Raw genomic sequence first — 25,962 nt, forward strand, 5'->3', positions numbered from 1 at the left:
TGGACCGGCATTCCCACAGAAACGGCTTCAGCCCCTCCACTTGATCCTACCGGCATCAGCCGGTCAGTCATTCAGCTGTTCATCGCCAAGGCGCATCCACCAAAGCGCGTCCACCGCGCTGTTGTTGGTCGCCTCTGTCCAGTCCGGCGATGCCTTTATTTCGGGCGGGCGTTTGTAATCGGGTCCGACCGCACAGGCAGGAAGCATCAAAACGCCCAGGAGGAGAAGGGGGGTACGGGTCATGGCGCTACTCCATACGGGCGCGGAACAACCATGCCGCCAAGCTGATCGTGACGGAGGCAATGAGAATAAGGGGAACAATATTTGACAGGATTTCGCTGACCGGCATGTCCTTTAGAAATAGGCCCTCAACGATCACCATAAAATGCCGTGCTGGGTCCGCCATGCTGATCATCTGTAGCCATCCTGGCATATTATCGACCGGGCTGGCATAGCCCGACAACAGGATCACCGGCACCGAAACAAGGAATATGCCCAGGAACGCCTGTTGCTGCGTTTGTGATGCAGCGGAAACGAACAAGCCTATTCCCGCCAGCGCCAACAGGTAGATGAACAGCGAAAGAAAAAACAGCAGGATCGATCCAGTAAACGGCACGCCAAACAGCAGAACGCTCACGCCCAGGAAAATCGTGCCATTGATCAAGCCAACGCAGATCGGAGGCACCGTCTTGCCGATCAAAATCTCATGCACGCGCAAGGGTGATACCATCAACTGATCAAAGGTCCCCAATTCCCGTTCACGTGCTATCGACTGTCCTGTGACAGCCAGACCCGTTGTGGCCCCGAGGATGACGACAAGCGCGGGCAGGGTGAACCAGAGATAGTCGAGATTGGGATTGAACCAGTGCCGCACGATGCTGCCCGGCGGCGCAGCGGCTATGCCGGGGCGCAAGGTGGCGCCTGTGCGCATGGCGATCTGTTGCAGATAGCCAGCGACGATCTGAGCCGCATTGGAGCGCCGACCATCGAGAATGAGTCCGGCCTTTGCTCCGCCACGCGCAAGCTGAACATCGAAATCGGGTTCCAGAACGATGGCGGCGATCACATCCTGGTTGTCGATGGCGTGTGCCAGCGCCTCGTCCGATCGAAGCGGCACCACATGGCGCACATTGGGGCTGCCCGCTATTTGCGAAGCGAATTCGATGGCAGCCCGTCCACCGCTGCGGTCCAATATGCCGACGTCGAAATTCTTGACGTCGAGTGTGGAGGCGAAGGTGAAGATGAAAAGTTGCAGCAAAGGCGGGACGAAGAGTACGATTCGCGATCGGGGGTCGCGCAACACGGCCCAGAATTCCTTGATGGTGATTGCGCGCAGACGGCCCATCAGTCGAGCCTCTTGCGGGTGATACGGAATGTCAGTGCGAAAAACAGCGCGCCAAAGCCAAGCATGGCCACAATGTCCTTGATAAACAGGCCCCACATATCCCCAGCCATGAACACTGTCTGCAAGGATGGGATCAAATAGCGGGCAGGAACGAGATAGGTGATCGCCTGTATCGGCCAGGGCATGGAAGAAATCTCAAATAGAAAGCCTGACAGCAATAATGCCGGCAGAAAGGCCGACAACAACGCTATCTGGCTGGCGACGAATTGATTACGGATAGCCGCTGAAATCAACAGACCTTGTCCAAGCGCCGGCACCAGAAAGGCTGAGGCGATGATGAATAATGCTACGATCGATCCTCGAAATGGCACGCCGAACGCAGCAACCGCCAGCGCCGTGCACAGCGCCATGGAAAAGAGTGCAAGGACGAAATAGGGGATCAGCTTGCTGGCGATGAATTCTGCCATGCTGACCGGCGTTGCCATGATCGCCTCCATCGTTCCGCGTTCCCATTCGCGTGCGACCACCAATGCTGTCAGCAGCGTGCCTATCATGGCCATGACAATAGTGATGGCGCCGGGCACCAGAAAATAACGGCTCTTGAGTTCCGGGTTGAACCAGAACCGGGTTTGCAGCTCGATAGGGGGGCGTAATCCGCGCGCACCGATTCCCGCTTCGGTTGCTGCCCAGTTCGCACGTACCCCCTCTGCATAGGCGGCGGTGAAGCTTGCGGTATTTGGGATTGATCCGTCGGTTATGATCTGGATCGGGGCATCGCCGTGTCGGGCGCGCCTTTCGGCGAAATCGACGGGAATGACAATGATTCCGCGGATGCGTCCCGCCACCAGATCTTCTTTCAGCGGCGCGACCGACCGCGCCATGCTGACATCAAACCATTGTGAGCGTTCAAATGCCTGTGCAAGACCAAGCGCCGCGGCACTGTCGTCTTCCAAGGCCAGTCCGACGCGCGTCCGTGCCGTATCGAGCGATACAGCATAACCAAACAGGAACAGAAGGATCAGCGGCAACACGAATGCAATAAGCAGGGTGGACGGATCGCGGATGATCTGCACGGCTTCCTTGCGGAGCATCGCCATCAGCCGACGCTTGTCTATGCGTCCCATTTTCATGCCGCGTCTCTTGCGCCTTCGCGCGCCTGATCCGATGCCTCGATCAGCGCAATGAAGGCATCCTCCATTGTCGGGTCGTCCAATCCGGATAGTTCCGCCGCCTTGGCTTTCAGGTCGTCGGGTGTGCCAATGGCGATTTCCCGAGCCCGGTAGATCAGGGCGATCCGATCGCAATATTCCGCCTCGTCCATGAAATGCGTCGTGACCAGAACGGTGACGCCTTTTTCGACAAGGCCGTTGATATGCGTCCAGAATTCTCGCCGGGTGATCGGATCGATGCCCGATGTGGGCTCGTCGAGAAACAACACAGGTGGTTCATGCATGACAGCGCAGGCAAGCGCCAGACGCTGCTTGTACCCAAGCGGCAATGACCCGGCATTGACACTGAGATAGCGTTTCAGGTCGAAGATGGAGATCATGCGTTCGATCGCCTTGGCCGCGTAGGCGTGGTCAAGATCATATACACCGGCAAAAAAAGCGAGATTCTGTTGTACTGACAAATCGCCATAGAGCGAGAATTTCTGCGCCATATAACCCAGTGATCCACGCACCTTTGCCGATGCACGGCGAAGATCATGGCCCACTACCGATCCCGTGCCGCCGCTGGGCGTCAGGAGGCCGCACAGCATTTTGAACGTCGTGGACTTGCCGGCGCCATTGGGACCGAGCAGACCGAAAATCTCTCCCCGTGGGATAGAAAAGTATATGTCCTCGGCCGCCGTAAAATCACCGAAACGCTTGGTTAGTCCGCTGGCCTCGATCGCAGGGTGACCGCTTTGTGGAATGGTCCGATAATGCGCTGCCAGTTCGCTTGTGCCCTTGGGGCCGCCGCCCAGCGCATCGACATAGGCATCCTCAAAGCGGGAAGGCGCAGGCATCGCAGTCGCAGTATCGCCTGCGCCCAGAGCGGTAATGTCCGGGGCACCGGTTTCCGGGCACATCAACAAGCGAATTGTCTTGCCCTGAACTGTGCCATCCATCACGTCGCGCCGATCAAGGGCCTTTTCCAGCAGGCGTCGCCGATTTCCTGAAAATCCTTCCAATCTGAATATGCGACCATCGACCCGTCTGGTGAGGTCTTTGGGTGGCCCCGAAAAAAGCAATTTGCCGTCGTCGAGCAAATGCACCGTGTCACACGCTTCCGCTTCATCCAGATATGCGGTGGACCACAGCACACCGATGCCTTCTCCGGTCAGTTCCTTGACCATGGTCCACAATTCGCGACGGGAAATCGGGTCGACGCCCACTCCCGGCTCGTCGAGCAACAACAGCCGGGGCGTCCGCACCAAAGCGCAGGCAAGACCCAGCTTTTGTTTCATACCGCCCGATAGTTTTCCTGCAAGCCGGGTCTGGAAGCGTCTGAGATCGGTGAAATCGAGCAGCCGCTCAAAGGTTGCGTCATGCTCGTCTCGCGGAAGGCCGCGTAGCTCCGCGTAAAGCCTCAGATTCTGAAGGACGCTCAGATCTTCATACAGGCCAAAACGCTGTGGCATATACCCGATGTCGCCCATTTCCGTACCCGGCCTGTGCCCAAGCGTTTCGATTTCACCATCGTCGGGCAGCAACAGTCCGGCCAGCAAGCGGATAAGAGTTGTTTTCCCTGCACCATCCGGTCCAACCAGCCCGGTAATAATGCCTGCCTCTATCGAGACCGAAACACTGTCCAACGCTGGATCCTCGCCAGAGCCAAAGCGCTTTACAAGATCGCGGGTCCAGGCGAGGGCATGTGCCATGCCAGACGTTACCGATCCTGCTTTGGATGTGCGTCCACCTGCACCGTTACCGGCTGGCCTTGGCGCAAGCCGCCATCGGGATCACTCACAATGATGCGCAGACGATAGACAAGGTCAGTGCGCAGACTTTCCGTCTCCACCGATTTGGGCGTGAATTCGGCGGCCGGAGAAATATAGCCGATCTGACCATGATATGTCTTGTTGTTGCCATCGGTTGTCAGTAATACTTTCATACCCGGTGCAATCCGTCCCAGGTCGGGTTCGGCGACATAGGCGCGCACCCGCATGGGCCGGTTGATCGTTAGCGTAAAGACCATCTCGCCGGCTTGCACGATGGCCCCTGGTTCGCGGGCGCGGGTCAGGATGACGCCATCCGATGGCGCACGGAGTGTCGCATCCTTAAGGTCTGTCATGGCACTGTCCTGAAGTGCGCGGGCGTTTTGAAGTTGTGCTGCCGCTGCTTCGACATCCTCTTTACGCGCTCCAGCCTGCTGCAGCGATAAAGCCTCGCTCGCTGCGGTGACTTGTGCTTGCGCGGCGCGCCATGCGGCCACCGTCTGATCGAATTGAGCCCGGGAAATCGCGCCTGTCGCCACCAACGCCTTGCGCCGTTCATATTCCGCATCTGCCTTGACAAGATTGGCATGCTGTTGCGCCAGTTGCGCTTTGGCCTGCGCGATATCCTGTGGTCGATTGCCATTGCGGCGTTTGGTCAGGTCAGCCTGTGCCAGCGCCACCTGCGCCTGCGCGGCCGCCAATTTGTCAGTGAGAGGCTGCGTATCGAGAATGGCGAGCGTTTGTCCGGCCTTTACATTTGCGCCTTCTTCCACCGGCATTTCGGCAATGCGGCCATTGACGCGGAACCCCAGATCGACCGAGCGTATGTCGACATTCCCATATAGCGTCAGTGCGCCATCATCCTTGCGCCACAGGCCGAAGCCGCTGGTGGTGGTGATCAATATGACCACTATGGCAACGATCAGGCCAACAACAGCCATGAAACGGGTTCGGGTCATGCTTCGCCCCTTGCTGCGGCCAATATGGCCTTAACGTTGTTCTGAATACGTGCGCGTATGGCAGCGCCCGTCGCTTCATCGATGCTGGTCAGTTCAAGCACATGCAGCGTCGTGGCATGCGCGGCCCGGAATACGAGGACCTGCCCAACAATGGTAAGGACCAGCAGCCGGATTTCCTGCCGGTCGGTCATGCCTGTTGCGGTCTGCACCAGTCCGGCAAGCAAAGCCATCATTGGCCCCATAGCGCCGGAATAGAGGCGTTCAAATGCCTCTGTGGGTTGCATCTGTTCTCGCACGATGAAACCTGCCCAGTTCGCAGATTCCCTGCCAAGGAGTATTTGGGCCAGTCTGTCGACCACCATGACGATGCACGAAGCAGCCTCTTCGGGAGCAAGATTTTGTGGTTCGGCTAGCATGGTGGACATGATGGGCGTCATCTGTTCACGTATTTGCCGCGCGATATGATCTGCCGCTGCGAGGTACAGACCCTCCTTGCCGCCATAATGATAGGTGATCGACGACATGGCTGTCCCGGCGGCCTTGGCAATTGTCCGCGTACTTGCGCCCTCCAGGCCATTGCGGCCGAATTGTTTGATTGCAGTTTCCAGAAGCCGGTTTTCAATCATTGCAGGGCTCTCATTCGTTCGAACGAACAAATTAATGACCCTGGGGACATATATTGTCAATACCCAAGGAGAGGGTAGTCAGGTCAGTCCGATCACTCTGCCACCAACTGCACGAAGGCGCTTGAGACCCAGCCGCTTTTGCAAGGTCCGGCATAATCCCGGCGGCTTCGGATAGGGGAAGATACGCCGCAATCTTTTGCTTCCTGTCCTTCCCCTGCGTAAACGACGCCGAACCATTTCTGGTCCAGGCTGCGCGTGCAGATAAACAGGTTATGGCCGTTGGCGATGCTCCCGATGGTTTGCGCATCCTCAAATGGCGCAGCCATCACTTCAAGACCGTCTCCGCCTGATCCGCGTACGCGGCCAACGCCGCCGCATGCATCGAACCGCGGGCCGTCTTCCCCGATCGGAACGGGATAGCTGATAGTGCTTCCCGGTCGGTTATTCGGTGCAATGTCGCTCGACAGATCAAGCTCGCGGTTGCTTGCCATATTTTCATTATTGATATTGTTGCTGTCGGAGCAGGCCGTGGTGAGGCAAAGGACAGCACCCAGGGCGTTGGCGATTTTTATACTATTCTTCATCCGGGCATGCATAGGCAATTAAACTCTTCGAGGGAATGGGTATGAAAATACCGGACATTTGGGGAGACAAGTGCCGGATTAATGAAATATTGACCATATTGGTCTCTACTGGGGCATCACAATCTCAGGTGTCGCGCTTCAATGAAACTCTGTCTCAATTGTCGCACAGCAGCCAGTGACGAAGCCCGATACTGTCGCTCCTGCTATACGGTTTTCGCCGATGCCGATCCGGCGTCGCTTGCGCACCGTCAAAAGCGCGTCAAGGCCATGTCATACACTGTCAAAGCCCTCGTCGTTCTGGTCGTGGCAGGCGGATTCCTGCTCAGCCGGATTGATCTGAATTTCTTGTCAGATCCGAACCAGGTGCAGAGTGATTCAGGTGCCAAGACAGGAATCACGCCGAAACAGCCGGCCGCCCAGCCAGATAGCGCTTCAGGCGGCGGGTGGGGTCAGCCATCCAATACCATATCGGCAGCGTCGGTAGAACGGTTGGGCAAAAGCTGCGCTATCAGTCAGGCCGTGCATAACGGAGGCGTGAGGATCATGTTTCCGGTTGTCCTCGAATTTTCGTTTCAGGATTCACTTGGCAACAGGACCGGTCCCAGTGTGCGTTCGGTGGTGGAAGCCATATTGCCTGCGGGAGAGCGGCGTGGGTTCACCTTTCAGATGCCATGCCCCAAGAGTTTTGAGCGAGTGAATATACAGACTGTCAATCCACAAGCGGGGATTGGCGGAAATGGAACGGTGCAAGCTGTCGCTGAGCTTATCGCGGGAAAGCCGTTGATAGACGTGCATCAGCTGCATCTGGCAATTCAGGTCCCCGATGGCCTGACCATGTGCCCTAATCTCAGGCCTTGCCAATTGATGCTGCGTTTTAACGATAGCTGGATCGCAGTCTGGTTTCGCCGCGACCCGAAACATCCCGATACTCTGATCGCCAGCGACCCTCAGCTTGTCGGGCCTGTGCAGCGCGGGTGGCATGCTGATGTTCGGCTTCCTTTGCGCAACGGTACTGAAAAGGTGACGGTAACGGAGGAATTTCTGCGAGAACCGGAGTCAACCGGCGGGTGGAATCAATTCGTGAGTTCGGTCAAGCAGATGATTGGGATCAAGGAGGAACGCCGGTGAACCTGTTGGCGAGAATATTTCGAAGTGCCGGTTTGCGTCCCGCATGGTCGTTGGAACGGCGGCTCAACCGGCGCGCGCTGCTTTATTGGCAATCGATCAAACAGGATGGTGAACTGGTTGTAGTCGATGCATTCGATCCACAATCGCTGGAAGATTATTCAGCACACGGCTTCATGCTCGATCTTCGCCAGACGCAAACCCCGATCGTATGCCATGTCGGCCCTGTCCTGCTTGAAGAAGCGGATCTCACGACATTGCCTGTCGACCTGACCGCCGTTTCGCAACGATCATTGCTTGGCCAATTTGCGGGGCGTTGGCCGGAGGTCATGTCTCAGCAACAACCGGTGACAGCCGAATATGATTTTGCGACCGAACGCTATCAGATTTTATGTCGAGGTGTGTTGTTACCGCTAAGTTCCGATGGGCAAGTCATTGATCATGTCTACGGCGTCATTAGCTGGAAAAGCGAAAAACTTCCTGTTGCGGGTTTATAGATTTCGGCCTTTGGTAGGGCGGCTCACACAAGCCCGTCGGCATCGAAAACCGCGATGATAATCTGACGCCACCTTGGTGCATCGTTCTGCATTCGGATGCTCCACTTTCATCGCATTGATTTTGTCTATATGGTCACGTGAAATTGGTTGTTTCCCGCGTGGCGATTCGTTTCAGGGCCGGGTTACATGGTCAGGGACCGCCCGCACAGGAGGGGAGAGCCTGTGCCAGTTGCCATTGCGATCGCCTTGCTTGTGCTCGGTTCTGTGATCTTTCACCTGGTAAGCCCATGGTGGCTGACGCCGCTCGCATCCAATTGGGGCTCCCTTGATGATGCGCTTCATATCACCTTATGGATTTGCGCTGTCGCCTTTGTGGTGCTCAATCTCTTCATGGCATGGGCGATATGGCGCTACCGGCACAAACCCGGAAACCGCGCCCATTATGAGCCGGAGAATGCCTCGCTTGAAAAGCGGCTGACCTTCTGGACGGCCATTGGCATCGCCGGAATGCTGGCCCCCGGTCTCATCGCCTGGAGCCAATATGTGAATGTGCCCGAGGATGCGGCGGTGGTGGAGGCGACGGGCCAGCAGTGGACGTGGAGTTTCCGTTTCCCCGGCCCCGATGGCGTACTGGGGACAGCGGCTGTCCAACATATCACGCCCGACAACAGTTTTGGCATCAATCCCCTCGACCCTTATGGCCGGGACGACATATTGATAGAGACGAACGAGTTGCATCTTCCGCTCGACCAGCCGGTAAAAATGGTGCTGCGTTCAAAGGATGTGCTGCATGATTTCTATGTGCCGCAGTTCAGGGCGAAAATGGACCTGGTGCCGGGAATCGTTACCTATTTCTGGATGACGCCGACCAAGATAGGGACCTACGAAATACTGTGCGCGGAGCTGTGTGGCGTCGGCCATCATGAAATGCGCGGAACGGTGGTGGTAGAGCCGCAGGAGGCATTCAATACGTGGCTCGCCGATCAGATCACCTTTGGCCAGATCATGGCACAGGCAAGCCCCGCTTCGATCACCGCCATTCTTGCCAGCGCCGACAGCTGCGCCACGCCGATCCGGGGGAGTTTGAACTGATGGCAACAACGATCGCTGACGACCTTCGCCCGTTGCATCATCCCAAGACGTGGATCGGCAAATATGTCTGGAGTCAGGATCACAAGGTCATCGCCATCCAATATGGCGTGACCGCGATCGGCATCGGGCTCGTGGCGCTGCTGCTGTCCGCGCTCATGCGCCTACAGCTTGGATTTCCGGGGGCATTTCCCTGGATTCAGCCCGAAAACTATCTGCAATATGTCTCTATGCACGGGATGATCATGGTGGTCTATCTGCTGACCGCGCTGCTTCTTGGCGGGTTCGGCAATTACCTGATCCCCTTGATGGTGGGCGCGCGGGATATGGTATTCCCCTTCGTCAACATGCTGTCCTACTGGGTCTATCTGCTTTCTGTCCTTGTGCTGGTGGCGAGCTTCTTCGTGCCGGGCGGGCCAATGGGAGCGGGCTGGACGCTCTATCCTCCGCAGGCGATTACGGCCGGAACGCCAGGGCATGAATGGGGCATCCTGCTGATGCTGGCGAGCCTCGCCATCTTCATCATCGCGTTCACCATGGGCGGTCTGAACTATGTGACCACCGTGCTTCAGGCGCGGACCAAAGGCATGACGCTGATGCGCATGCCCTGCTCGGTCTGGGGGATTTTCGTTGCCTCCATCATGGGTCTGCTTGCCTTTCCGGCATTGTTCGTCGCGGCCGTCATGATGATGCTCGACCATGTAGCGGGCACCAGCTTCTTCATGCCCGCCATGCTTTCCATGGGGCAGCCGCTCGACCATGAAGGCGGCAGTCCGATCCTTTTCCAGCATCTGTTCTGGTTCTTCGGCCATCCCGAAGTTTATATCGTCGCCTTGCCCGCATTTGGCATCGTGTCGGACCTTATCAGCGTCCATGCGCGCAAGAATCTTTTCGGCTATCGCATGATGGTCTGGGCCATTGTCATCATCGGTGCGCTGAGCTTTGTTGTCTGGGCGCACCATATGTATGTGAGCGGCATGAATCCCTATTTCGGGTTCTTCTTTGCGACATCGACGTTGGTCATCGCCATTCCCACCGCGATCAAGGTGTATAACTGGCTCCTGACCCTCTGGCGCGGCGACATCCATCTGCGTGTGCCAATGCTTTTTGCGCTGGCATTCCTCTTCACCTTCATACACGGCGGTCTTTCCGGCCTGTTTCTCGGCAATGTGAGCGTCGACGTGCCGTTATCCGACACCTTCTTCGTGGTCGCGCATTTTCATATGGTGATGGGCGTGTCGCCGGTCCTCGTCATCTTCGGCGCCATCTATCACTGGTATCCCAAGATCACCGGGCGGATGTGGAACAACGCGCTGGCCCAATGGCACTTCTGGCTCACCTTCCTGGGCGTGTATGCGATCTATCTGCCAATGCACTATCTGGGCGTTCTGGGGGTCCCGCGCCGCTATTATGCCCTGGGCGAAACGGCGTTCATCCCCCATTCGGCGCATCTGGCGAATCAGGCCATTACTGTTGCCGCCCTGTTGGTGTTCGCGGCGCAGTTCCTTTTCTTTTACAACATGATCTGGAGCTATTTTCGCGGCCCAAAGGCCGACCCCAATCCATGGGGCGCGGCATCGCTCGAATGGCAGACACCCGATACGCCACCCAAACATGGTAATTGGGGCGCGAAGCTGCCAACGGTGTACCGTTGGGCCTATGACTACAGCGTCCCCGGCCACACCCGCGACTTCATTCCCCAGAACGAAGCGCCGTCATGAGTCTGCTGTCCCGCCTCGCCGAGAAAAGCTGGCTCACCCCCGGCGCGGAAGGGTTTGATGAACCAGCCGATTATCGCCCGACAGCTCTCGCGGTCTGGCTCTACCTCTATTTCGCGGTGATGGCCGTCATCTTCTCGCTGACGGTTGCGGCCTATCTGATGCGGATGGGGTTGCACGAAGCGATGGGGCATGGCGCGGGCGACTGGCGACCAATGCCCGAACCAGCATTGCTTTGGGTGAATACGGCGATTCTGGCGCTGAGCAGCATGGCATGGGAGGTTGCCCGGCGCGGCACGGCCGCTCCCGACCGGATACGCCTTGGCGTCATTGTTGGCGGCCTGCTCGGCATTGCCTTTCTGTTCGGCCAGATTCTTCTCTGGCGGCATTATTATGCCGCAGGCTATTATCTCTCGGCCAACCCCGCAAACGCCTTCTTCTATCTGCTGACGGCCATCCATGGTCTGCACCTGATCGGCGGCCTTGCCGCATGGCTGCGCGTGCTTGCCCGGCCAAGGCTGTCCAGCATCAAGCTGTGTGCACTTTACTGGCATTCCCTGCTGCTCATTTGGGTTTTGCTGGCAGGACTGTTACTATTGACCTGAAAAACAGAAAGCGATCGCCATGTCGCAACTGGTGACGATGGAGAAGGAAGAGCATAGCACGCCCCCACAAGGGATGGGCGGAATTGCCTCCGACTGGGCTGCGGATCAGGAAGTTTTCCGCCACACCCATTGGGGAAAGGCGATGATGTGGATCTTCCTGCTGAGCGATACCTTCATCTTCTCCTGTTTTCTGGTCTCCTATATGACGATGCGGGCGTCGGCGATGCTGCCCTGGCCGAATGCGAGCGAGGTTTTCGCGCTTACCCTCTTCGGGCAGTCCATTCCGTTGATCCTGATCGCGATCATGACTTTCGTGCTGATCAGTTCCAGCGGTACAATGGCGATGGCGGTCAATTTCGGATACCGGCGCGATCGCAGGAAGACAGCCGCCCTGATGTTCGCGACCGCCCTTTTTGGCGCGATGTTCGTCAGCATGCAGGCGTTCGAATGGACCAAGCTGATCCATGAAGGTGTCCGTCCATGGGGCAATCCCTGGGGGGCGCCGCAATTTGGCGCCAGCTTCTTCATGATCACCGGCTTTCACGGCCTGCACGTGTCATGCGGCGTCATCCTTCTCCTCATCATCGCAACGAAGGTGCTGCGCGGCGATTATGACCGCGGCGGCGACTATTCATCGGTAGAGATCGCCGGGCTTTACTGGCATTTCGTTGACCTCGTCTGGGTCTTCATCTTCGCCTTTTTCTATCTGTGGTGACGGAGGCACGTGCGCATGAACCATGACACTCTGGCAACGCGGCAACAGGTGGATGCTCATCAGGGGCAGCAGCACCCCATCGGCCTTTACCTGAAGATATGGGGCTATCTCTTCGTCCTGAGTGCCCTTTCCTACATGGTCGATTATTTCCATTTTCAGGGGATCATCCGCTGGACGCTGATCGTCATCTTCATGCTGCTGAAGGCCGGCCTCATCGTCACGATCTTCATGCACATGGCCTGGGAGAGGCTGTCCCTGCTCTACGCCATACTGGTGCCGCCGCTGGTGTTGCTCGTGCTTGTGGGCATCATGAGTATTGAATCCGACTATGTGTTCTGGACGCGGGCCATCTTCTTTGGCGATGGGGCATAAGGCATGGACAGGCAAGGATGGAAGATCGCCTGGACAGCAGCCGCGGGCGCGGTCCTGGTGATATGGAGCGGCGAATGGTTCGCCGGGCAGCTCGTTCCCACCACCTATCCCGGTGAACTGGCATTTGGGGGTGCCGACGAAATGCCCCCCGCCGTGGATCTGGCGGCGGTTCAACGGGATTGGCCGGGCAGCCTTGGAGGCCCGGGCGAGCAAGGCAGGCTCATCGCCTATGTCGGTAATATCGAACGGCAGAAACCACCCGTGACGGCGGTTCCGGCCAGAGCCACGACCCCACAGCCGCAGGAAGCCGATCTTGGAACGCTACTGGCCAGCGCGGATGCGGCGGTGGGCAAGGGCAAGGCGCGAGTCTGCACCAGTTGTCACAGCATGGATGCTGGAGGTCGCAATGGCGTCGGCCCAGCTTTATGGGGCGTGGTTGGACGCAATATCGCCTCGCATGGAGGCTTTGCCTACTCGCCCGCCCTTTCGGCACAACCAGGGGCATGGACCTATGAGCGGCTAGACAGCTATCTGACGTCACCGGCCCGCGCCATTCCGGGCAACAAGATGGCGTTTGCCGGACTTCGCCGGGACGAAGACCGCGCGGCCGTAATAAAATATCTGGCCAGCCTAAGCCCGGGAGCGCCAGCCTTTCCTGCTCCGATGACCAGTGCCGCCGGACAAGGCGCCGGGGCACAGTAGCAGCTCACGCAGGCGCGGGTGATGAATTGCAGCTACTGGAACGCGCCGACGAAGATCAGCACTGCGCCAAGCAATGCGAGTCCGATGCCCGGCAGATCCGCCGCGAGGCTTAATCGATCGCCCCGACCGCTTGGCTCCAGCGTATCGGGCGTTTCATCGCTATCGAGGCTGCGAGTCTGACTAAGGCGGCCGCGCCGCAGCGTCCGCAGCGTTGCGACAACGACGCCAGCGATCATGCAAAGCACCCCGACCGAAATCAGTAGCATGGCGACTTCCTTTCGTTTGGTGACGATCCGTTGATGATACCGGATATCGATCTCCGGGGGAACGACACATATCGTAATCATCCGGGGCCGCAAAAGCGATCGAAAGCCGCCTGGCGGGGCACGGTCCTTTGCCCCGAGTGCCAAATCCGTCACTCCGCGCGACCGACACGCATCAATCCCTATGCCGTCGCACCCGAATTGTCGCAGGCGTGGCTGGACTTTTCCAATCAAGTCGCCGCGAGCGGATTGGAAAAGCCGTTGCTTGAACTGGTGAAAATCCGGGCGTCGCAAATCAACGGCTGTGCCGGCGGCTATCAGAGGTCATCTTGAAGCCGCTGAAAGCCAGCTATATTGGCGGCACTCGACGCAAAACTCCACCTTCCTTGAACCAACGACCGACATTGGGCTCTGGTCGTGGCGAAGAACGGCGGAGACAAGATCAAAATAGCCGGGTGAGAAAATAGAAAATGGCGCCGACTGTTGCCGATGCGGGAATGGTGATGATCCACGCGATCATCACGCTCTGCGCCACACCCCAGCGTACGGCTGAGGCTCTGCGCGCAGTACCCGCGCCGATCACGCACCCCGTGATCGTATGCGTCGTCGAAACAGGTATGCCCAAAAGTGAAGCTGTGAACACCATGACCGAACCGCCGAGTGAAGCGCTAAACCCCTGATGTTGCGATAATTTCGTAATGCGCGATCCCATCGTCTCGATAATCTTCCACCCTCCGGTGAGCGTACCCAGAGCAATCGCGATATAGCAAGCTATCGCCACCCAGTGCGGCACCGCAAACTCTCCATGCAGATGTCCGGTGGAATAGAGGAGCACTGTAATAACGCCCATGGTCTTCTGGGCGTCATTAAGGCCATGGCTTATCGAATAGGCTGCCGAGGAAAGCAGATGAAGATACCGAAACCTGTTCTCCGCGCCTCGAGCGGTTGCATTGCGGAACAGCCAGCTCGTTACCAGCATGATCAACATGGAAAGCAGCATGCCCAGCGTGGGAGACAGGACAATGGCGATCAGCGTCTTGTTGAGGCCGCTCCATTCGATGCCCGATATCCCGGCGTGGGCCGTGCCCGCGCCGATAAGGCCGCCGATCAATGCATGGCTGCTGGAGGATGGAATGCCCTTGAGCCAGGTAACGACATGAAGTTTAGGGCTGTGATCCGACCCCCCTTAAGGCAAGACGATCTCGTTCAGAGCCCGCTGGGTTCTTTCACGAACTCACATAGTGCTGTCGCCGTTTATTTTAATTGACCACGCACTGCTCCCGCCGGAAAATCGCCGGTGTGGACGTTCACGTAATATTGGCTGGGTCGTGCCAGAATCTGCGCTGCCACCTTCGCCGTAACGTCTTCGCAACCATTGCTGGAGCCCGTCTCCGGAGTTTCAAGCGTAACCACTGGCGGACCTGCGACGCCGGTAGCGCCTTCATGAATATGCGCTGCCATGGGCGTGCCGATACCCGACACGCTTAACTCATAACAAACTTGCTTCTTCGGGACATTGACGGTGACAGTCGCGCTTCCGGTGCCGTCGGTATGACCTGGGCCCGGAACCTCGGCTGCGCCGGTCAGGGTGGTGGTAAAGCTGCGCTCGCCTCCGGCCGCCGACTGCCCCACAGCGGCAGTTGCGAAGAGCGAGGCAGAAGTCAGAATGAACAATGCCATTATAGATTGCGGAGCCACAGCAACCCTCCTGTCGTTGAACCCCTTTTGCAGAACCCCCGGCAATGCAAACCGTTCCAGCGAGCGCAGTTGATCCGCTTTCGCCCTCAAAAGCCGCCCGTCAGAACCTGCCATACATTCAGGTTCGGTCTGTGGAGTTTGGATGATCAGAAGGGGTGTTTTCAGAATGGCGGCTCCCGGTCACTCTATGATAGTGAATTTGCGCCGGGTGGACTTGGGCCGCCACGCCATCGGAGGGCAAAGAGCCAGCATAACAGCATGGAGAATATACAACATAATTAGCCATTATAGGCATACCCAAGGTCCGGCACTGGCATAAACAAATAACGCGAATTATTATATTTCATAAACAGCCTTCGTGAGTGTCATGATTGCTCTTTGGAAACATATGTGCAAAATTGCGGTGTTGTCCTAATGAACAGGGTATCTATGGGGCACGAATATTACGCCTTCATAAGCTACAGCCACAGCGATGAGGCGATCGCCAAATGGCTTCACAGGAAGCTGGAAACATATCGCTTCCCATCAAGGCTGGTCGGCAAGGCGACCAGCTTCGGTTCGCTGCCCCGCAATCTGGTTCCGATTTTTCGCGACAGGGAAGAACTGTCGGCAGGAGCAAGCCTGCCTGAAAAGGTCCAACGGGCGCTTGCCGCATCGCATGCGCTGCTTGTCATCTGTTCGCCCGATGCAGCGGCCTCCGCCTGGGTCAATCGGGAGATTGAGGAATTCCGGGCTCTGCACCCCGAACGGCCGATCTTGCTCGCGCTGGTCGACGGATCGCCCGAAACGGCATTTCCGCCTGCGATTTCGGCGGGTGAGGCATATACCCCATATGAACCCCTTGCATCGGATCTGAGGCCGGAGGGAGACGGCCGGCGCCTCGGCCTGCTTAAATTATTGGCGGGACTGGTCGACATTCCCCTGGGCGATCTGGTGCAACGCGACGCACAACGCAAAATGCGCCGCGTGACGACTGTCACGATAGTTGCGCTGCTGGCTGTGGCAATATTATCGACGTTAACGATCATGGCGGTTCAGGCCCGCTATGAAGCGGAGCGTCAACGGGCCTCAGCGGAGGGTTTGATAGAATTCATGCTTACCGATTTGCGTGAACGGCTGGAAGGGGTCGGCAGGCTGGACATATTGTCGGCGGTCAACAACCGCGCGCTTTCCTATTACAGGCGGCAGGATCTCGATCGGCTGCCGGCGTCCTCGCTGGAACGGCGCGCGCGCATCCTGCTCGCCATGGGCGAGGACGACGAACAACGCGGCGATCTCGTCCGCGCGCTTGCCCAGTTCGAGGAGGCGGCGCGCACCACCGGACGATTGCTGGAACAGGACCCTGATGATCCTGAACGCATATACGCCCACGCCCAGAGTGAATTCTGGTTCGGCCTCATCGCCTGGCGCACCCAGCGGGTCGCGGCGGCTCAAAAGGCGTTCGAGCGTTATGAGCAACTGGCGAACCAGCTCATCGGACAGGAACCCGCAAAGCCTGACTGGCTGATGGAGGCGGGCTATGCGGCGAGCAATCTCGGTACTCTATTGCTGCGTGATCGCGGAGACGCGCCCGCCGCCGAGAAACGTTTCCGCGCTTCGCTGGCGCGGTTTGAGAAGGCGCTGGCCATGAGGCAGGAGGACGACAGTATAAAATGGGAAATCGCCGATTCTCATGGCTGGATAGCCGACGCCTATCGCGCCCAGCGGCGCTATGCCGATGCTTTGGCCGAACGAAAGCGACAAACCGATATCCTCAAGGGCCTGATCGTCAAATATCCGCGCAATGTTCAATATAAGCGCGGGTGGCTCAGCAATGATCTGGGCATGGCATTGGTCGAACTGGACTCGGGTGCCACCATCGAGGCGGAGAAGCGTTTGCGGGAAACCTATCGCCGGGCAACCGAATTGGCGGCGATGGACCGGGCCAATGACAATCTGGAAAAGCGGCGGATAGCGACCGGCCTGTTTCTGGTAAAGGCAATCCTGCGCAACGCACCGACCCTGCCGCCTCCCGCGCTCCGGGAAAGCCGCCGCCTGCTTGCGGACTGCGCTTCCGCCACAGCCCGTGAAGACGTGGAGATCGGACAGTTTTGCGGACTTCTCACAGCACGGCTGGAGCGGCGCAAGCCCAGCATCCAGTTGGCCGATATCGCGGTAAAAGGACAGTTTTCTCCACGGTGGGGCATCGATTTTGCGGCCGAATTCAGCGATGTTGGTAGTAGCGGGGGAGAAAGATGAACGTACAGGCAGCCACTCACACCGAACGGAGGTTATAATGTCGAGCCAGCTTCTTCCTATTTCCCGATCCGGCAAGGACGAATCACCGTCCAGAAAGCAGATCATCATGATCCTGCAAAATATAGACCCGCTCAACCCCGTCGCCCGCTTCGTCCCGGAACGCTGCGACAGGGACGGATGGGGACCGTTTGACGTCAATGTCGCCACGGTAACCGGCGGGCAGGCGGAAGAAGTCAGCGTCCGTGTCGTGATCCTGCAGGATGATCTGGTCTTCATGACCGACGAACAGGATGTGACTGCGGGATGCGCGACTTCGCAGAAATATTTGCGGCGCGTTTCTCCCCCCTCATCCGAACCGGCACGGGATCTCGAATTTCTTATTGCCCCCCTTGGCCCCAATGATCCGGAGCTGCAATTTAATCTGGGCCTGATCGCTTCCGGAGAAAGAACCGATTGCGACGGCAAGCCGGTCCGCTGGCGCCTGCCTTTCATCCTCGATCCCAAAATTCGCAATCTGAATTAATTATGGATTTGATGTTTTCGCTTGATCCGGGCATCGCTTCGTCAGCGGGTGGCCTGTGAGCATCGGACAGCGGCGTTCCTTGCTCCTGCCGATAATCGCGCATGCGCGGGCAGGCGCGCTGGATCATGCCTGGCGCCTTTTTCAGCAGGCCGGTCTCGATCGCGACGATGACGATCCGCGCGCGCTCAGCCTCAAGGGGCGGTTGCTCAAGGATTTTGCGCTGCGTTCTGCGGGTAAGGAGCGGTTGCGCTTCTATCGTGAAGCGGCCGTGGCTTATCAACGCGCCGCTGAAATCGGGCAAGCGAGCTATCCACTCATCAATGCGGCGACCCTGTCCATGCTGGCCGGAGACGACAGCAAGGCCGACAAGCTGGCGACCATGGCAATCGACTGGATCAAAGCCAATCCCGATGAGCCGGAGACGCCTTATTATCATGCCGCCACCATCGCGGAGGCGCTCTTGCTGCTGCGGAGGGAAGAGGAAGCCCGTGCGACGCTGATAGATGCGATCGCGCTTGCGCCCAGAGCCTGGGAAGATCACGCATCGACCCTCCGCCAGTTCGCCCTGATTCTGGAAACGCAACAGGCGCCTGCCGAATGGCTTGATGCGTTGCGGCCGCCGCGTTCGCTTCATTTCAGCGGTCATATGTCATTCAGCGACGAAGCGGCGAATGACGCGCTTCTGGCGCAAATCGCCGAGATGATCGCGGACGAGAAAATCGGTTTCGGATTCGGGGCGCTTGCCGCCGGAGCAGACATTATCATCGCGGAGGCTTTGCTGGAAGCCGGCGCAGAAGTTCATGCGATATTGCCCGGAGGGGTAGAGGCGTTCGCGGCTCGTTCGGTCGATCCGTTCGGTTCAGCGTGGCGCAAGCGCTTCGACGTTGTGCTGGAACGGGCCGAAATGATCCGCCCGGTGCGTCCGCTGGATAGTCTGCCGGACGAGGCGGTGATCGACACCGCTGCCGTCATAGCGATGGGTCTGGCAATTAGGCATGCACAAGGGCTGGAGAGCGAAGCGATCCAGTGTCTGGTGGTCGATCCCGATCAGCCGCACACCGCACCGGGCGCATCGACAACACGGGCTGCCGAAGCCTGGAACCGGACGGGGTTGCGCCAGCGGTTGATCGCGGCGGCACGGCAAAGCATCCTTGCGGAACGTCATGCCGCAGATTCGGAGGAAAATGCGCAACGCGCTTTCGCCCTGCTGGCAATGGGATCGCGCAAAACCGCCGATGATGCCCCGCCACCCGAAAGCGAACTGGCGCGCCTTCACGAAGCGGTCGCCGATCTACATCCCGCAATGCCGCCATTCTGGTCGGGCGAATATCTCATATTAACGTTTCAGCACCCGCAGGACGCCATGGATGCAGGAGCGAAACTGAGCGGGGAAGGTTGGCCCGTAGGCGGGGACTTTTGCGTCGGCCTGCCAGTTTTCGATCCTTTCGCCGGGAAGCAGCGCTTGCCTGCGCACTCGGTTGCCGCGTGCTGCGGCGCATGTGCTTCCTCGCTGGACGGCGGTTTTCAGGCCACGGAGGATCTCGCCGCGGCCATCATCCTCCAGTCGCCCGGCCGCTGCATCGCCGAGCTGGTGGGCGAATTCGAACCTTCAAATGGTGAATTCCCAATCCCGCTATTCTCCTTGCGTCCCCGCCTATAGAATCATTTCTTCGAGCCGGTCGGGCGCAACAATGGTCAGGCCGTTGCCTTCGCGCCGGATCAATCCGCGCCGGTAGAGAGCATTGACGGCGCGCGATACGGTTTCCCTTGTCGTTGCAACCTGCAGCGCCAGTTCGGAAAGCACGGGCGCAGGGCGGATTGTCATATCGCCATTTTCCCGCGCGCGCCGGAGCAGTTCCGCATGAATGCGCCCGACGGCGCTTAGTGCCGCACGTTCGTACATCCGGCGGGTCGCCTTGCGAAGACGGTGAAGCAGCATGCGGGAAAGCGCAAGCCCGATACATCCGAATTGCTCGGCCAGCATGGCGAGTTCACCAGCATCGATGACCAGCACGGTGACATCTCCTGCGGCTATGACATCGGCATCCTGCGGTGTCCCGTCCGCTTCTTCGAGGGCGCCGAACAACTCGCCCTGATAATATTCGTGCAGCAAAATCATCTGGCCATCGACAGAATAAAACAGCGCCTTGGCAAAGCCCGACACGATAAGATAGGCGAGACCGACAACGTCGCCCTGCCGCAGGATTAAGCTGCGCGAATGGAAGCTGTTCAGCTTCCCCGCGCGCGCGACCACTGCCGCGATCTCGTCCGAACAGGCAAATGCGCTCGCCACTGCGGCAATCGCCATCTCGTCGGTTCTGGAAGAAAGCGTCTTCATGTCGGGAACAGGAATAGCCGTCCCGCCGCCAAGTGCAACGGAGCAGCGATCCTGATCATCCCGAAATTCATGGATGAAGCCATCCTGTGCAGATATCGCTTTCAGTGCTCTATCCTGTCTGGTCGTGGGCCGGAATGCATTAATTTTTCACTCCCGGACGTGGTTGACGCAGTAAACAGCTCCCCCGCGCGCAACGGAGGAGCTGTACATCACCGCATGATTCAGCAGTACGAGGAGGCTTGCTCCAGAAAGCGCTCATCCGTGATCGAAATGCCCGGCGAGGTTACGACCGCGAAAAACACGGTCTGCCCCGTCACGATTTCGACCTTGTCCGGCTGCGCCTTGCCGTCGGCGATCATGACGATTGTCCCGTCACCCAGCTTTGCCCGCCATTTCCGGATGTCGGCCTCGCATTTGCATGCCGGATCGACGACCTTGACGACACCGCCAATGCCGCTGCCATAGGCGTCTTTCCAGCTATATTCGCCGGGATGTCCAAAGGCGTGGCTATAACCGCATTCATTGGTCAGGCGGCCGCTGTCGAAAAACGCCTGATCGCCGGCGATGACGAAGGGCGGGACATCGGCGCTGACGCAGTTCCACAGGACCAGGTCGCCAACATCGATTGTCAGTTCCTTGTTGTCGGGCGCATATTGCGCGCCGCGCCCCTTGATGAAGACATTATGCTGCTTCATCTCGCCATCCTTCTTGCCGTCCTTGACGACGATCATATGGGGCCGCTCCTCGCTGAGCGCCGCAGTGCCCGCAGGCAGGATGGCATAGGAATAGCGCCCCGGCCGCATGAACCGCTGGGCATAGCAATCCGTGCGGCGGATGGCGCGGCTGTCGAAGATATTCTGGTTCATGTTCATGATGAAACTCCTTTCCTGTCAGGCCGAAATATCGGCGGTGAGAACCAGCTCATCCTCGGCGCCATTATGCGCGACCGAGGCGGCGATGGCGTCGATGACGATATCAACTTGAGGATCGACGGCGCTTTGCGCGGGCAGCACCGGGAACAGCTGGGGTTGATTGTATATCGGGATTTTGATCCCGCTGACGAAGGGTGTCAGTATCGGTCCCAGGAAACCGGTGAGGCCCGCTATGCCAATCGCCAGCAATATCGCGTTGACCGCCAGTGCCAGAAACGGCCCGATGAACGGGATGGCGAGCAGGATCGGCGTGACCGCCAGCCCGATGGCCGCGAGCAGCGCCGCGGTGGTCGCGCCGAATTGCAGATTGGGAATACCGACGATCACCGCCTGCACCTTCCAGACGCCGCCGACGAGACTGATATCGAGCCGGAAGTCGGCATCGGCCTTGATGAAGTCGGCAAAATGCACCGGAACGCTGATCGTCGGCCAGTCGATGCAGATCTTCGGTGTGCAGACCTTGCCGACGCACGGTATGTTGATACACACCTGCGGCAGGCAGAAGTCGGGCAATATCGTGCTGAGGTCGATGCCGAAGCTGAGGTTTATATCCCAGTCTACCCGCAGATCGTCGAGCCGGATGATGTCCGGCGGGATGAGGTCGACATCGCCGTTGGTCAGGCTTGCACTGACGGAATAGCTGGCGACAAATGGCCCCAGGCTTCCCGAACCGCTGTCCGATTGCACAGGAATGAGGCTGATCGCCGTATCCAGCAATGTGTTGGCGCCAGCTTCATCGAGCGCCGCAATAATCTCTGCCATGATGTATCTCCTTTCCCGCAGCTCTCAAAGAGTGCCGCGCATCTTGATCTGATCGTCCTCGATGAGCGGGCCGACCGTGGGAACGAGCTGGAACGCGCCTGCGCGCAAGGCCCGCAGCGGCAGACGGATTTCCGCCAGCACCGCCTGCAGGATCATGAAGAGCAGGCATTCGAGGAAGGATTCGAGTTCGTCGGGCTTGATATCGACGATCTCGACCTGATCGACCGCGAGGGCGATGGCGTCCTCTCCGGTCGACGCCATCACATGCTCCAGATGGCCGATCATGAAGAGCTGAAGCCTGAAACAGGTCAGCTCCGCAATCGGGTGGGTGTCGCGCGGCTTGTCCGGGTTGTTCGGATTGTCGCCATGCGTCGGGCTGTGCGGCCGGGGCGGCTTGGGGTCGATTCGGATCTTGCGGCAATCGATGCAGAGTTCCGCATCCAGCCTGCCGCTATACTGGCCCGGCCCCAGCGCCAGTTCCGGCGGCAGCGGATCGGTCTGCTTGAACAGATCGATATGGGGAATGCCAAGGCGTATCCGCCAGTTTATGCCGCCCGGAATGCCGGGAAACGGGATCGCCGCCATCGCCGTTTCCGCGACCGTGGTAACCGGCACGAAACTGGGCGATCCGTAGACCAGATAGCGCGGACGATCCGTGCAAAAGGCGGTGATCAGGTCGTTGAGCGCCGTTTCGTGGACACTGGCGAAGACGGCTTCTGCTTCGGTAAGACTCATGATGATTCTCCTTTCAGGGGATGAGAAATGGCGCCGGACGGGATGGTCGAGTCGTGTCCCGGCCACCCGCCCGGCTTGCCATCATCCTAGTCGGCCAGCGTGAGGGCGAAGGCCCGCAGTGCAACCTGCGCCGGATCGGCGATGCGCGGCGCATCGAGCTGGCTGAGGCGGCCATAGCCGTTGGTTGCCAGCGCATAGACTTGCAGCGCCTCGCCAAAAGCAGCGCGGATGCAGGGGTCTTGTCCAGCCGGCAGGGCTTCGGTGAACAATGTCGCGACCGGCAGAGTCTTGCTGAACTGATCGCCTGCCCGCACGAAGCCATTTGCGGATGCCGCATCGACATGCCCCACCGCGCTTGCCGAAGGCAAAAGCGTGGCGACGCGCGACACGTCAAAGTCGAAGCGGGCATAATTTCCGGGCTGGCTGGCGCGGAAGGCGATGGTCGCCGCCGCACCAGACTCATATTCCAGGAAACCGCAGGGCGTGTCATTTGCGCCCGGCGCCACCGTCACCGGCACTATCGTCCCGAAGCATTCGCGGTTGTCGACATGCAGCACCAGACGATAGGCAACCGCATGACCGCCGCCATCAAGCAACAGCCGGTCATGTGCGGCAGGCTGCGTGACATAGGTGCCTTCGGTGAGCGGGGCCGGGTCGACGATCTGGTTGATGCCGACACCTTCCGCCGTCAGGTCGACCCTGGTCATCACCCCGGCCACCTTGCGGAACAGCTCCAGCTTCAGCTCATATTTGCCCGGAGCAAGCCCCTCGGTGTTCAGGTAGGCGCTGGCAAGATCGAATCCTTCGTCGAGGATTTCCCAATCCTCGCCGCCCGCGGGCAGCACGGGATCGATCTCGATGAAATAGCCCGTCACGCCCGGCGCGGGGCCGATCTGGAGCGATTTGTAGACGACCGGCGCTCCTGGAGGCGTCGTTTCACGATAATGTCGCGACACCGGGGCGTCGATCACCGTCCAATCAGCTTCGGACGTGCTACCGAGCGTGCGGTAGGACCATCGATAATGGGTGATGTTCGCAGACGCCAATCCGTCACCAAAATCGACGCGTGGTTCGAGCGTTGCGCCGAAAGGTGACTCCTTCGTGGCATCGATCCAGCCGGGCTTGACGGTTCCTGCCTTGGTTGGGTCCGCCGACGGATCGGCCAGCGAAGGTTCGCGGTTGATCTCGCCCATGCTGACCTGACGGCCGACCGTTTTGACGACGATCTGCTTGCCCAGCACCTCTGTACCGGTGCCGCAACCAGGAACGCGCGGGTCGGTAATCGTGATCGTCACTTCGGTGTTGCAGGGATAGTTCCACCAGATATGGCAGGGAATGGGCGGCCGATAGACCGTCGTCCATGTGCCGCCGATCGAATATTCCACCCAGAAATACAGGTCCGGCTTGTCGCCCGAGCAGGGATACCAGATGGTCGTTTCGAAGTAGCCGTCATCGTCGGTCATGACCACGCGCAGTTCATCGCAGCGGTAGAACCAATGGTGCAGCCAGGGCCAGCGGCAAATCCACGGGCGGATGACGGCGAGATTGTCGACGAGCGCGCGACGCACCACCGTCACCGATTCCGACAGCAGGCTGGAAATCACTGGCTGCGAAAGCTGGGCAAAGGCGGAGGGCTGACCGAAACGGCCTGCGAGAATGGGCCTGTCCACTGGCGGATCGGGCTGCGGATTGAATGCAACTTCATCGCCCCGCGATCCGCTGACAATCTGCCTGACCTGAGTCTTTTGGCGCAGGCTTGCGAAATCGATAGAGGCGATGCCGATATCCTTGAGCGGGCCAGGATCGGGAATCGGGATTTTCGGCTTCGGGATCGGCTGACGCAATATATCCAGCAGGTCGTCGCGGATGCGAATGATATCGAGATCGGGCAGACGCCAGATGATGAACGGCAGCCGATCAACCTCGCAGATGTGAACGCGCGCATTGCAGACTGGCGCCTCGACCACCACGCCTCCCGGCGAAACGGTACGTTTTACAACGCGCCCGCGCACCCGGCAGATGCACAGCGGCCAGTGCGGCCAGAGAATGTCCGGAATGGGCGGCAACTCATAGGCCGGGCGTTCCGGGTCAAAGCGCCATTGCGGCTCATAAGCGTCCAGCTGCTCCAGTGCGTGGAGCGAGGGCGGCGCTTCGCGCTTGCCGTCGAAAGACGGGCCGATCAGGAGCCGGGCCCCTTTTGCCACGCGTTCGACGGACAATTTGGCCTTGCCCTTTTCCACAGGCGCGAAACCGAGCAGCGCGCCCGCCCGGTCGAACAGATAGGCGGTTATGGGGATCGGTTTGTCAGGCCGTCCCTCGAAATCGACCGCTATGGTGAAACTTGTGGGTTTTACGCTTTTGCTTTCCATGGCTGGATCTCCTGTTTGAGGGCATGTACCCCCGTTTCGCGAAGCGCTTTGCGTTTGCGCGATTGGTCACATCATCATCGTCAGAGGCTGCGTGAACGAAGCACACAGCTTTCCCTCGCCATAATCATTGCGTGGACGGACAAATGCTCTGACTTTCTCGTTGTGTTTTTATCGCCAGCCATCATGCTGGTGCGGTGGCTGATTAAAGCCGGAGCAGCGACCCCAAGGAAAAAAAACGCCGGCCTAAGGACAGATCATCTGTCCATGATGCGGATAGTAAACCTATGCGAAGTGGTGGGGCGTGATGGATGTCACGCCCAATGTCACGAACAGAATCAAAGGCTTATTATGGACGGAATTCCGTAATGAAATACGATAGTCCGCCCGATTCAGTCGATAAACGCTCAATTGCGGTCGTTCGAGATCTGGAAAATGCCGATCGAAACCGGTCGTTCGTTCACGTGGCGGATTATGGGTGAAACTGGGCCGAAATCAGATGGTCCGCTCTCGATCCGAGCAGTCATACGACCGCTCATATGACTGCTCGTATGTGCACTCGCTCCATCTGCTTCGATATCCTGCATCACCACTCCATGCCAGAGCGGCAATCAGCCCATCATCCCACCAATGCGCAAGGCGGCCACCAGACCACGGTTACGAAGGGGGCGCAGGAAGACAGACCTTTGCTTGGGTCTGTAACCGGTCATCCATCTCATCATGCCACTTTGGCCTCGAATGCGAACGGGCAGATGTCGACGAGATATGAATGACTGTTGATTGTCGCTGAGAAGTGACCCGGTAGCGGCATAAATTTTCACTGAGATTTGACCCATGTTTGAACCACTCC

General features: G+C 58.7%; 27 protein-coding genes and 1 pseudogene. 12 read left to right on the forward strand and 16 right to left on the reverse strand.

Annotation, left to right across the window (positions count from 1 at the left end; genetic code table 11):
* Window positions 1-63: 63 nt before the first annotated feature.
* From L3X40_RS16595 to L3X40_RS16625, 7 genes are all read right to left on the reverse strand, one after another.
* A complete protein-coding gene (locus L3X40_RS16595) occupies window positions 64-243 on the reverse strand; it encodes a hypothetical protein (protein WP_237366596.1) in 180 nt (59 codons plus the stop codon).
* Window positions 244-247: 4 nt separating this feature from the next.
* Complete coding sequence (locus L3X40_RS16600) at window positions 248-1,345, reverse strand: ABC transporter permease (protein WP_237366597.1); 1,098 nt, start codon at window positions 1,343-1,345, stop codon at window positions 248-250.
* A complete protein-coding gene (locus tag L3X40_RS16605) occupies window positions 1,345-2,475 on the reverse strand; it encodes an ABC transporter permease (protein WP_237366598.1) in 1,131 nt (376 codons plus the stop codon). The genes L3X40_RS16600 and L3X40_RS16605 overlap by 1 nt, the downstream gene beginning before the upstream one ends.
* Window positions 2,472-4,208 (reverse strand): ATP-binding cassette domain-containing protein, encoded by a 1,737-nt coding sequence (locus tag L3X40_RS16610; RefSeq protein WP_237366599.1) that lies wholly within the window; start codon window positions 4,206-4,208, stop codon window positions 2,472-2,474. The genes L3X40_RS16605 and L3X40_RS16610 overlap by 4 nt, the downstream gene beginning before the upstream one ends.
* An 8-nt stretch (window positions 4,209-4,216) precedes the next feature.
* Window positions 4,217-5,224, reverse strand: a complete 1,008-nt coding sequence (gene hlyD, locus L3X40_RS16615; RefSeq protein WP_237366600.1) for a secretion protein HlyD — start codon at window positions 5,222-5,224, stop codon at window positions 4,217-4,219.
* The gene (locus L3X40_RS16620) at window positions 5,221-5,850 is read right to left on the reverse strand and encodes a CerR family C-terminal domain-containing protein (protein ID WP_237366601.1); all 630 of its coding nucleotides are present in this window, start codon (window positions 5,848-5,850) and stop codon (window positions 5,221-5,223) included. The genes hlyD and L3X40_RS16620 overlap by 4 nt, the downstream gene beginning before the upstream one ends.
* A 92-nt stretch (window positions 5,851-5,942) precedes the next feature.
* A complete protein-coding gene (locus L3X40_RS16625) occupies window positions 5,943-6,434 on the reverse strand; it encodes a hypothetical protein (protein ID WP_237366602.1) in 492 nt (163 codons plus the stop codon).
* Between the two features lie 267 nt (window positions 6,435-6,701).
* Here L3X40_RS16625 and L3X40_RS16630 point away from each other — a divergent pair, with 267 nt between their 5' ends.
* The 8 genes from L3X40_RS16630 (at window position 6,702) to L3X40_RS16665 (ending at window position 13,257) form a co-directional block, all read left to right on the forward strand.
* On the forward strand, window positions 6,702-7,562 hold the full coding sequence (locus L3X40_RS16630) for a hypothetical protein (protein WP_237366603.1): 861 nt from the start codon (window positions 6,702-6,704) through the stop codon (window positions 7,560-7,562).
* Window positions 7,502-8,056, forward strand: coding sequence for a hypothetical protein (locus L3X40_RS16635; protein ID WP_237366604.1), 555 nt, complete (start codon window positions 7,502-7,504; stop codon window positions 8,054-8,056). Before L3X40_RS16630 ends, L3X40_RS16635 begins: the two co-directional genes overlap by 61 nt.
* Window positions 8,057-8,278: 222 nt before the next feature.
* Window positions 8,279-9,148 (forward strand): cytochrome c oxidase subunit II, encoded by an 870-nt coding sequence (gene coxB / locus L3X40_RS16640; RefSeq protein WP_237366605.1) that lies wholly within the window; start codon window positions 8,279-8,281, stop codon window positions 9,146-9,148.
* On the forward strand, window positions 9,148-10,866 hold the full coding sequence (locus L3X40_RS16645) for a cbb3-type cytochrome c oxidase subunit I (RefSeq protein WP_237366606.1): 1,719 nt from the start codon (window positions 9,148-9,150) through the stop codon (window positions 10,864-10,866). Before coxB ends, L3X40_RS16645 begins: the two co-directional genes overlap by 1 nt.
* Window positions 10,863-11,468 carry a cytochrome c oxidase subunit 3 gene (locus tag L3X40_RS16650; RefSeq protein ID WP_237366607.1) on the forward strand — a complete coding sequence of 202 codons (606 nt, stop codon included), beginning with the start codon at window positions 10,863-10,865 and terminating at the stop codon, window positions 11,466-11,468. Before L3X40_RS16645 ends, L3X40_RS16650 begins: the two co-directional genes overlap by 4 nt.
* Window positions 11,469-11,487: 19 nt before the next feature.
* Entirely contained in the window at window positions 11,488-12,183 is a 696-nt protein-coding gene (locus tag L3X40_RS16655) for a heme-copper oxidase subunit III family protein (protein ID WP_237366608.1), read from the forward strand.
* 15 nt (window positions 12,184-12,198) lie between these two features.
* Window positions 12,199-12,555 (forward strand): cytochrome C oxidase subunit IV family protein, encoded by a 357-nt coding sequence (locus L3X40_RS16660; protein WP_237366609.1) that lies wholly within the window; start codon window positions 12,199-12,201, stop codon window positions 12,553-12,555.
* 3 nt (window positions 12,556-12,558) lie between these two features.
* On the forward strand, window positions 12,559-13,257 hold the full coding sequence (locus L3X40_RS16665; protein WP_237366610.1) for a c-type cytochrome: 699 nt from the start codon (window positions 12,559-12,561) through the stop codon (window positions 13,255-13,257).
* Between the two features lie 32 nt (window positions 13,258-13,289).
* Here the strand turns inward: L3X40_RS16665 and L3X40_RS16670 are convergent, their stop codons facing one another.
* The gene (locus tag L3X40_RS16670) at window positions 13,290-13,523 is read right to left on the reverse strand and encodes a hypothetical protein (RefSeq protein WP_237366611.1); all 234 of its coding nucleotides are present in this window, start codon (window positions 13,521-13,523) and stop codon (window positions 13,290-13,292) included.
* Window positions 13,524-13,556: 33 nt separating this feature from the next.
* On the opposite strand from L3X40_RS16670, the gene L3X40_RS16675 reads away from it, so the two are divergent.
* Complete coding sequence (locus L3X40_RS16675) at window positions 13,557-13,853, forward strand: carboxymuconolactone decarboxylase family protein (protein ID WP_237366612.1); 297 nt, start codon at window positions 13,557-13,559, stop codon at window positions 13,851-13,853.
* 109 nt (window positions 13,854-13,962) lie between these two features.
* On the opposite strand, the pseudogene L3X40_RS16680 reads toward L3X40_RS16675, so the two are convergent.
* Together L3X40_RS16680 and L3X40_RS16685 are read right to left on the reverse strand one after the other, a co-directional pair.
* Window positions 13,963-14,679, reverse strand: a pseudogene (locus L3X40_RS16680) (anion permease); the annotation flags it as partial.
* A 95-nt stretch (window positions 14,680-14,774) separates the two neighbouring features.
* Complete coding sequence (locus tag L3X40_RS16685) at window positions 14,775-15,200, reverse strand: CHRD domain-containing protein (protein WP_237366613.1); 426 nt, start codon at window positions 15,198-15,200, stop codon at window positions 14,775-14,777.
* A gap of 432 nt (window positions 15,201-15,632) precedes the next feature.
* On the opposite strand from L3X40_RS16685, the gene L3X40_RS16690 reads away from it, so the two are divergent.
* From L3X40_RS16690 to L3X40_RS16700, 3 genes are all read left to right on the forward strand, one after another.
* A complete protein-coding gene (locus tag L3X40_RS16690) occupies window positions 15,633-17,456 on the forward strand; it encodes a TIR domain-containing protein (protein WP_237366614.1) in 1,824 nt (607 codons plus the stop codon).
* A 37-nt stretch (window positions 17,457-17,493) separates the two neighbouring features.
* Window positions 17,494-17,979, forward strand: a complete 486-nt coding sequence (locus L3X40_RS16695) for a hypothetical protein (protein ID WP_237366615.1) — start codon at window positions 17,494-17,496, stop codon at window positions 17,977-17,979.
* Window positions 17,980-18,058: 79 nt separating this feature from the next.
* On the forward strand, window positions 18,059-19,639 hold the full coding sequence (locus L3X40_RS16700) for a TRAFs-binding domain-containing protein (protein WP_237366616.1): 1,581 nt from the start codon (window positions 18,059-18,061) through the stop codon (window positions 19,637-19,639).
* Here the strand turns inward: L3X40_RS16700 and L3X40_RS16705 are convergent.
* From L3X40_RS16705 to L3X40_RS16730, 6 genes are all read right to left on the reverse strand, one after another.
* A complete protein-coding gene (locus L3X40_RS16705; protein WP_237366617.1) occupies window positions 19,634-20,317 on the reverse strand; it encodes a Crp/Fnr family transcriptional regulator in 684 nt (227 codons plus the stop codon). The two genes, L3X40_RS16700 and L3X40_RS16705, sit on opposite strands and share 6 nt — an antisense overlap.
* A 221-nt stretch (window positions 20,318-20,538) precedes the next feature.
* Window positions 20,539-21,189: a hypothetical protein gene (locus L3X40_RS16710; RefSeq protein WP_237366618.1), complete on the reverse strand. Its 651-nt coding sequence runs from the start codon at window positions 21,187-21,189 to the stop codon at window positions 20,539-20,541.
* A gap of 18 nt (window positions 21,190-21,207) precedes the next feature.
* The gene (locus tag L3X40_RS16715; protein WP_237366619.1) at window positions 21,208-22,011 is read right to left on the reverse strand and encodes a hypothetical protein; all 804 of its coding nucleotides are present in this window, start codon (window positions 22,009-22,011) and stop codon (window positions 21,208-21,210) included.
* A gap of 24 nt (window positions 22,012-22,035) precedes the next feature.
* Entirely contained in the window at window positions 22,036-22,746 is a 711-nt protein-coding gene (locus tag L3X40_RS16720; RefSeq protein WP_237366620.1) for a hypothetical protein, read from the reverse strand.
* Window positions 22,747-22,832: 86 nt separating this feature from the next.
* Window positions 22,833-25,115 (reverse strand): hypothetical protein, encoded by a 2,283-nt coding sequence (locus L3X40_RS16725; protein ID WP_237366621.1) that lies wholly within the window; start codon window positions 25,113-25,115, stop codon window positions 22,833-22,835.
* 608 nt (window positions 25,116-25,723) lie between these two features.
* Window positions 25,724-25,962, reverse strand: a 239-nt coding sequence (locus tag L3X40_RS16730; RefSeq protein WP_237366622.1) for a hypothetical protein, incomplete at its 5' end; no start/stop codon positions are given.

This window comes from Rhizorhapis sp. SPR117 (assembly GCF_021742065.1).

Excerpts from the sequence above, each read along its gene's own strand:
- L3X40_RS16605 (WP_237366598.1), bottom strand. The coding sequence starts at position 2,475 with ATGAAAATGGGACGCATAGACAAGCGTCGGCTGATGGCGATGCTCCGC.
- L3X40_RS16665 (WP_237366610.1), top strand. The coding sequence starts at position 12,559 with ATGGACAGGCAAGGATGGAAGATCGCCTGGACAGCAGCCGCGGGCGCG.
- L3X40_RS16650 (WP_237366607.1), top strand. The coding sequence starts at position 10,863 with ATGAGTCTGCTGTCCCGCCTCGCCGAGAAAAGCTGGCTCACCCCCGGC.
- L3X40_RS16715 (WP_237366619.1), bottom strand. The coding sequence starts at position 22,011 with ATGGCAGAGATTATTGCGGCGCTCGATGAAGCTGGCGCCAACACATTG.
- hlyD (WP_237366600.1), bottom strand. The coding sequence starts at position 5,224 with ATGACCCGAACCCGTTTCATGGCTGTTGTTGGCCTGATCGTTGCCATA.
- L3X40_RS16625 (WP_237366602.1), bottom strand. The coding sequence starts at position 6,434 with ATGAAGAATAGTATAAAAATCGCCAACGCCCTGGGTGCTGTCCTTTGC.
- L3X40_RS16630 (WP_237366603.1), top strand. The coding sequence starts at position 6,702 with ATGTCATACACTGTCAAAGCCCTCGTCGTTCTGGTCGTGGCAGGCGGA.
- L3X40_RS16600 (WP_237366597.1), bottom strand. The coding sequence starts at position 1,345 with ATGGGCCGTCTGCGCGCAATCACCATCAAGGAATTCTGGGCCGTGTTG.
- L3X40_RS16660 (WP_237366609.1), top strand. The coding sequence starts at position 12,199 with ATGAACCATGACACTCTGGCAACGCGGCAACAGGTGGATGCTCATCAG.
- L3X40_RS16705 (WP_237366617.1), bottom strand. The coding sequence starts at position 20,317 with ATGAAGACGCTTTCTTCCAGAACCGACGAGATGGCGATTGCCGCAGTG.
- L3X40_RS16670 (WP_237366611.1), bottom strand. The coding sequence starts at position 13,523 with ATGCTACTGATTTCGGTCGGGGTGCTTTGCATGATCGCTGGCGTCGTT.
- L3X40_RS16720 (WP_237366620.1), bottom strand. The coding sequence starts at position 22,746 with ATGAGTCTTACCGAAGCAGAAGCCGTCTTCGCCAGTGTCCACGAAACG.
- L3X40_RS16610 (WP_237366599.1), bottom strand. The coding sequence starts at position 4,208 with ATGGCACATGCCCTCGCCTGGACCCGCGATCTTGTAAAGCGCTTTGGC.
- L3X40_RS16595 (WP_237366596.1), bottom strand. The coding sequence starts at position 243 with ATGACCCGTACCCCCCTTCTCCTCCTGGGCGTTTTGATGCTTCCTGCC.
- L3X40_RS16685 (WP_237366613.1), bottom strand. The coding sequence starts at position 15,200 with ATGGCATTGTTCATTCTGACTTCTGCCTCGCTCTTCGCAACTGCCGCT.
- L3X40_RS16695 (WP_237366615.1), top strand. The coding sequence starts at position 17,494 with ATGTCGAGCCAGCTTCTTCCTATTTCCCGATCCGGCAAGGACGAATCA.
- L3X40_RS16725 (WP_237366621.1), bottom strand. The coding sequence starts at position 25,115 with ATGGAAAGCAAAAGCGTAAAACCCACAAGTTTCACCATAGCGGTCGAT.
- L3X40_RS16645 (WP_237366606.1), top strand. The coding sequence starts at position 9,148 with ATGGCAACAACGATCGCTGACGACCTTCGCCCGTTGCATCATCCCAAG.
- L3X40_RS16620 (WP_237366601.1), bottom strand. The coding sequence starts at position 5,850 with ATGATTGAAAACCGGCTTCTGGAAACTGCAATCAAACAATTCGGCCGC.
- L3X40_RS16710 (WP_237366618.1), bottom strand. The coding sequence starts at position 21,189 with ATGAACATGAACCAGAATATCTTCGACAGCCGCGCCATCCGCCGCACG.
- L3X40_RS16675 (WP_237366612.1), top strand. The coding sequence starts at position 13,557 with ATGATACCGGATATCGATCTCCGGGGGAACGACACATATCGTAATCAT.
- L3X40_RS16655 (WP_237366608.1), top strand. The coding sequence starts at position 11,488 with ATGTCGCAACTGGTGACGATGGAGAAGGAAGAGCATAGCACGCCCCCA.
- L3X40_RS16690 (WP_237366614.1), top strand. The coding sequence starts at position 15,633 with ATGAACAGGGTATCTATGGGGCACGAATATTACGCCTTCATAAGCTAC.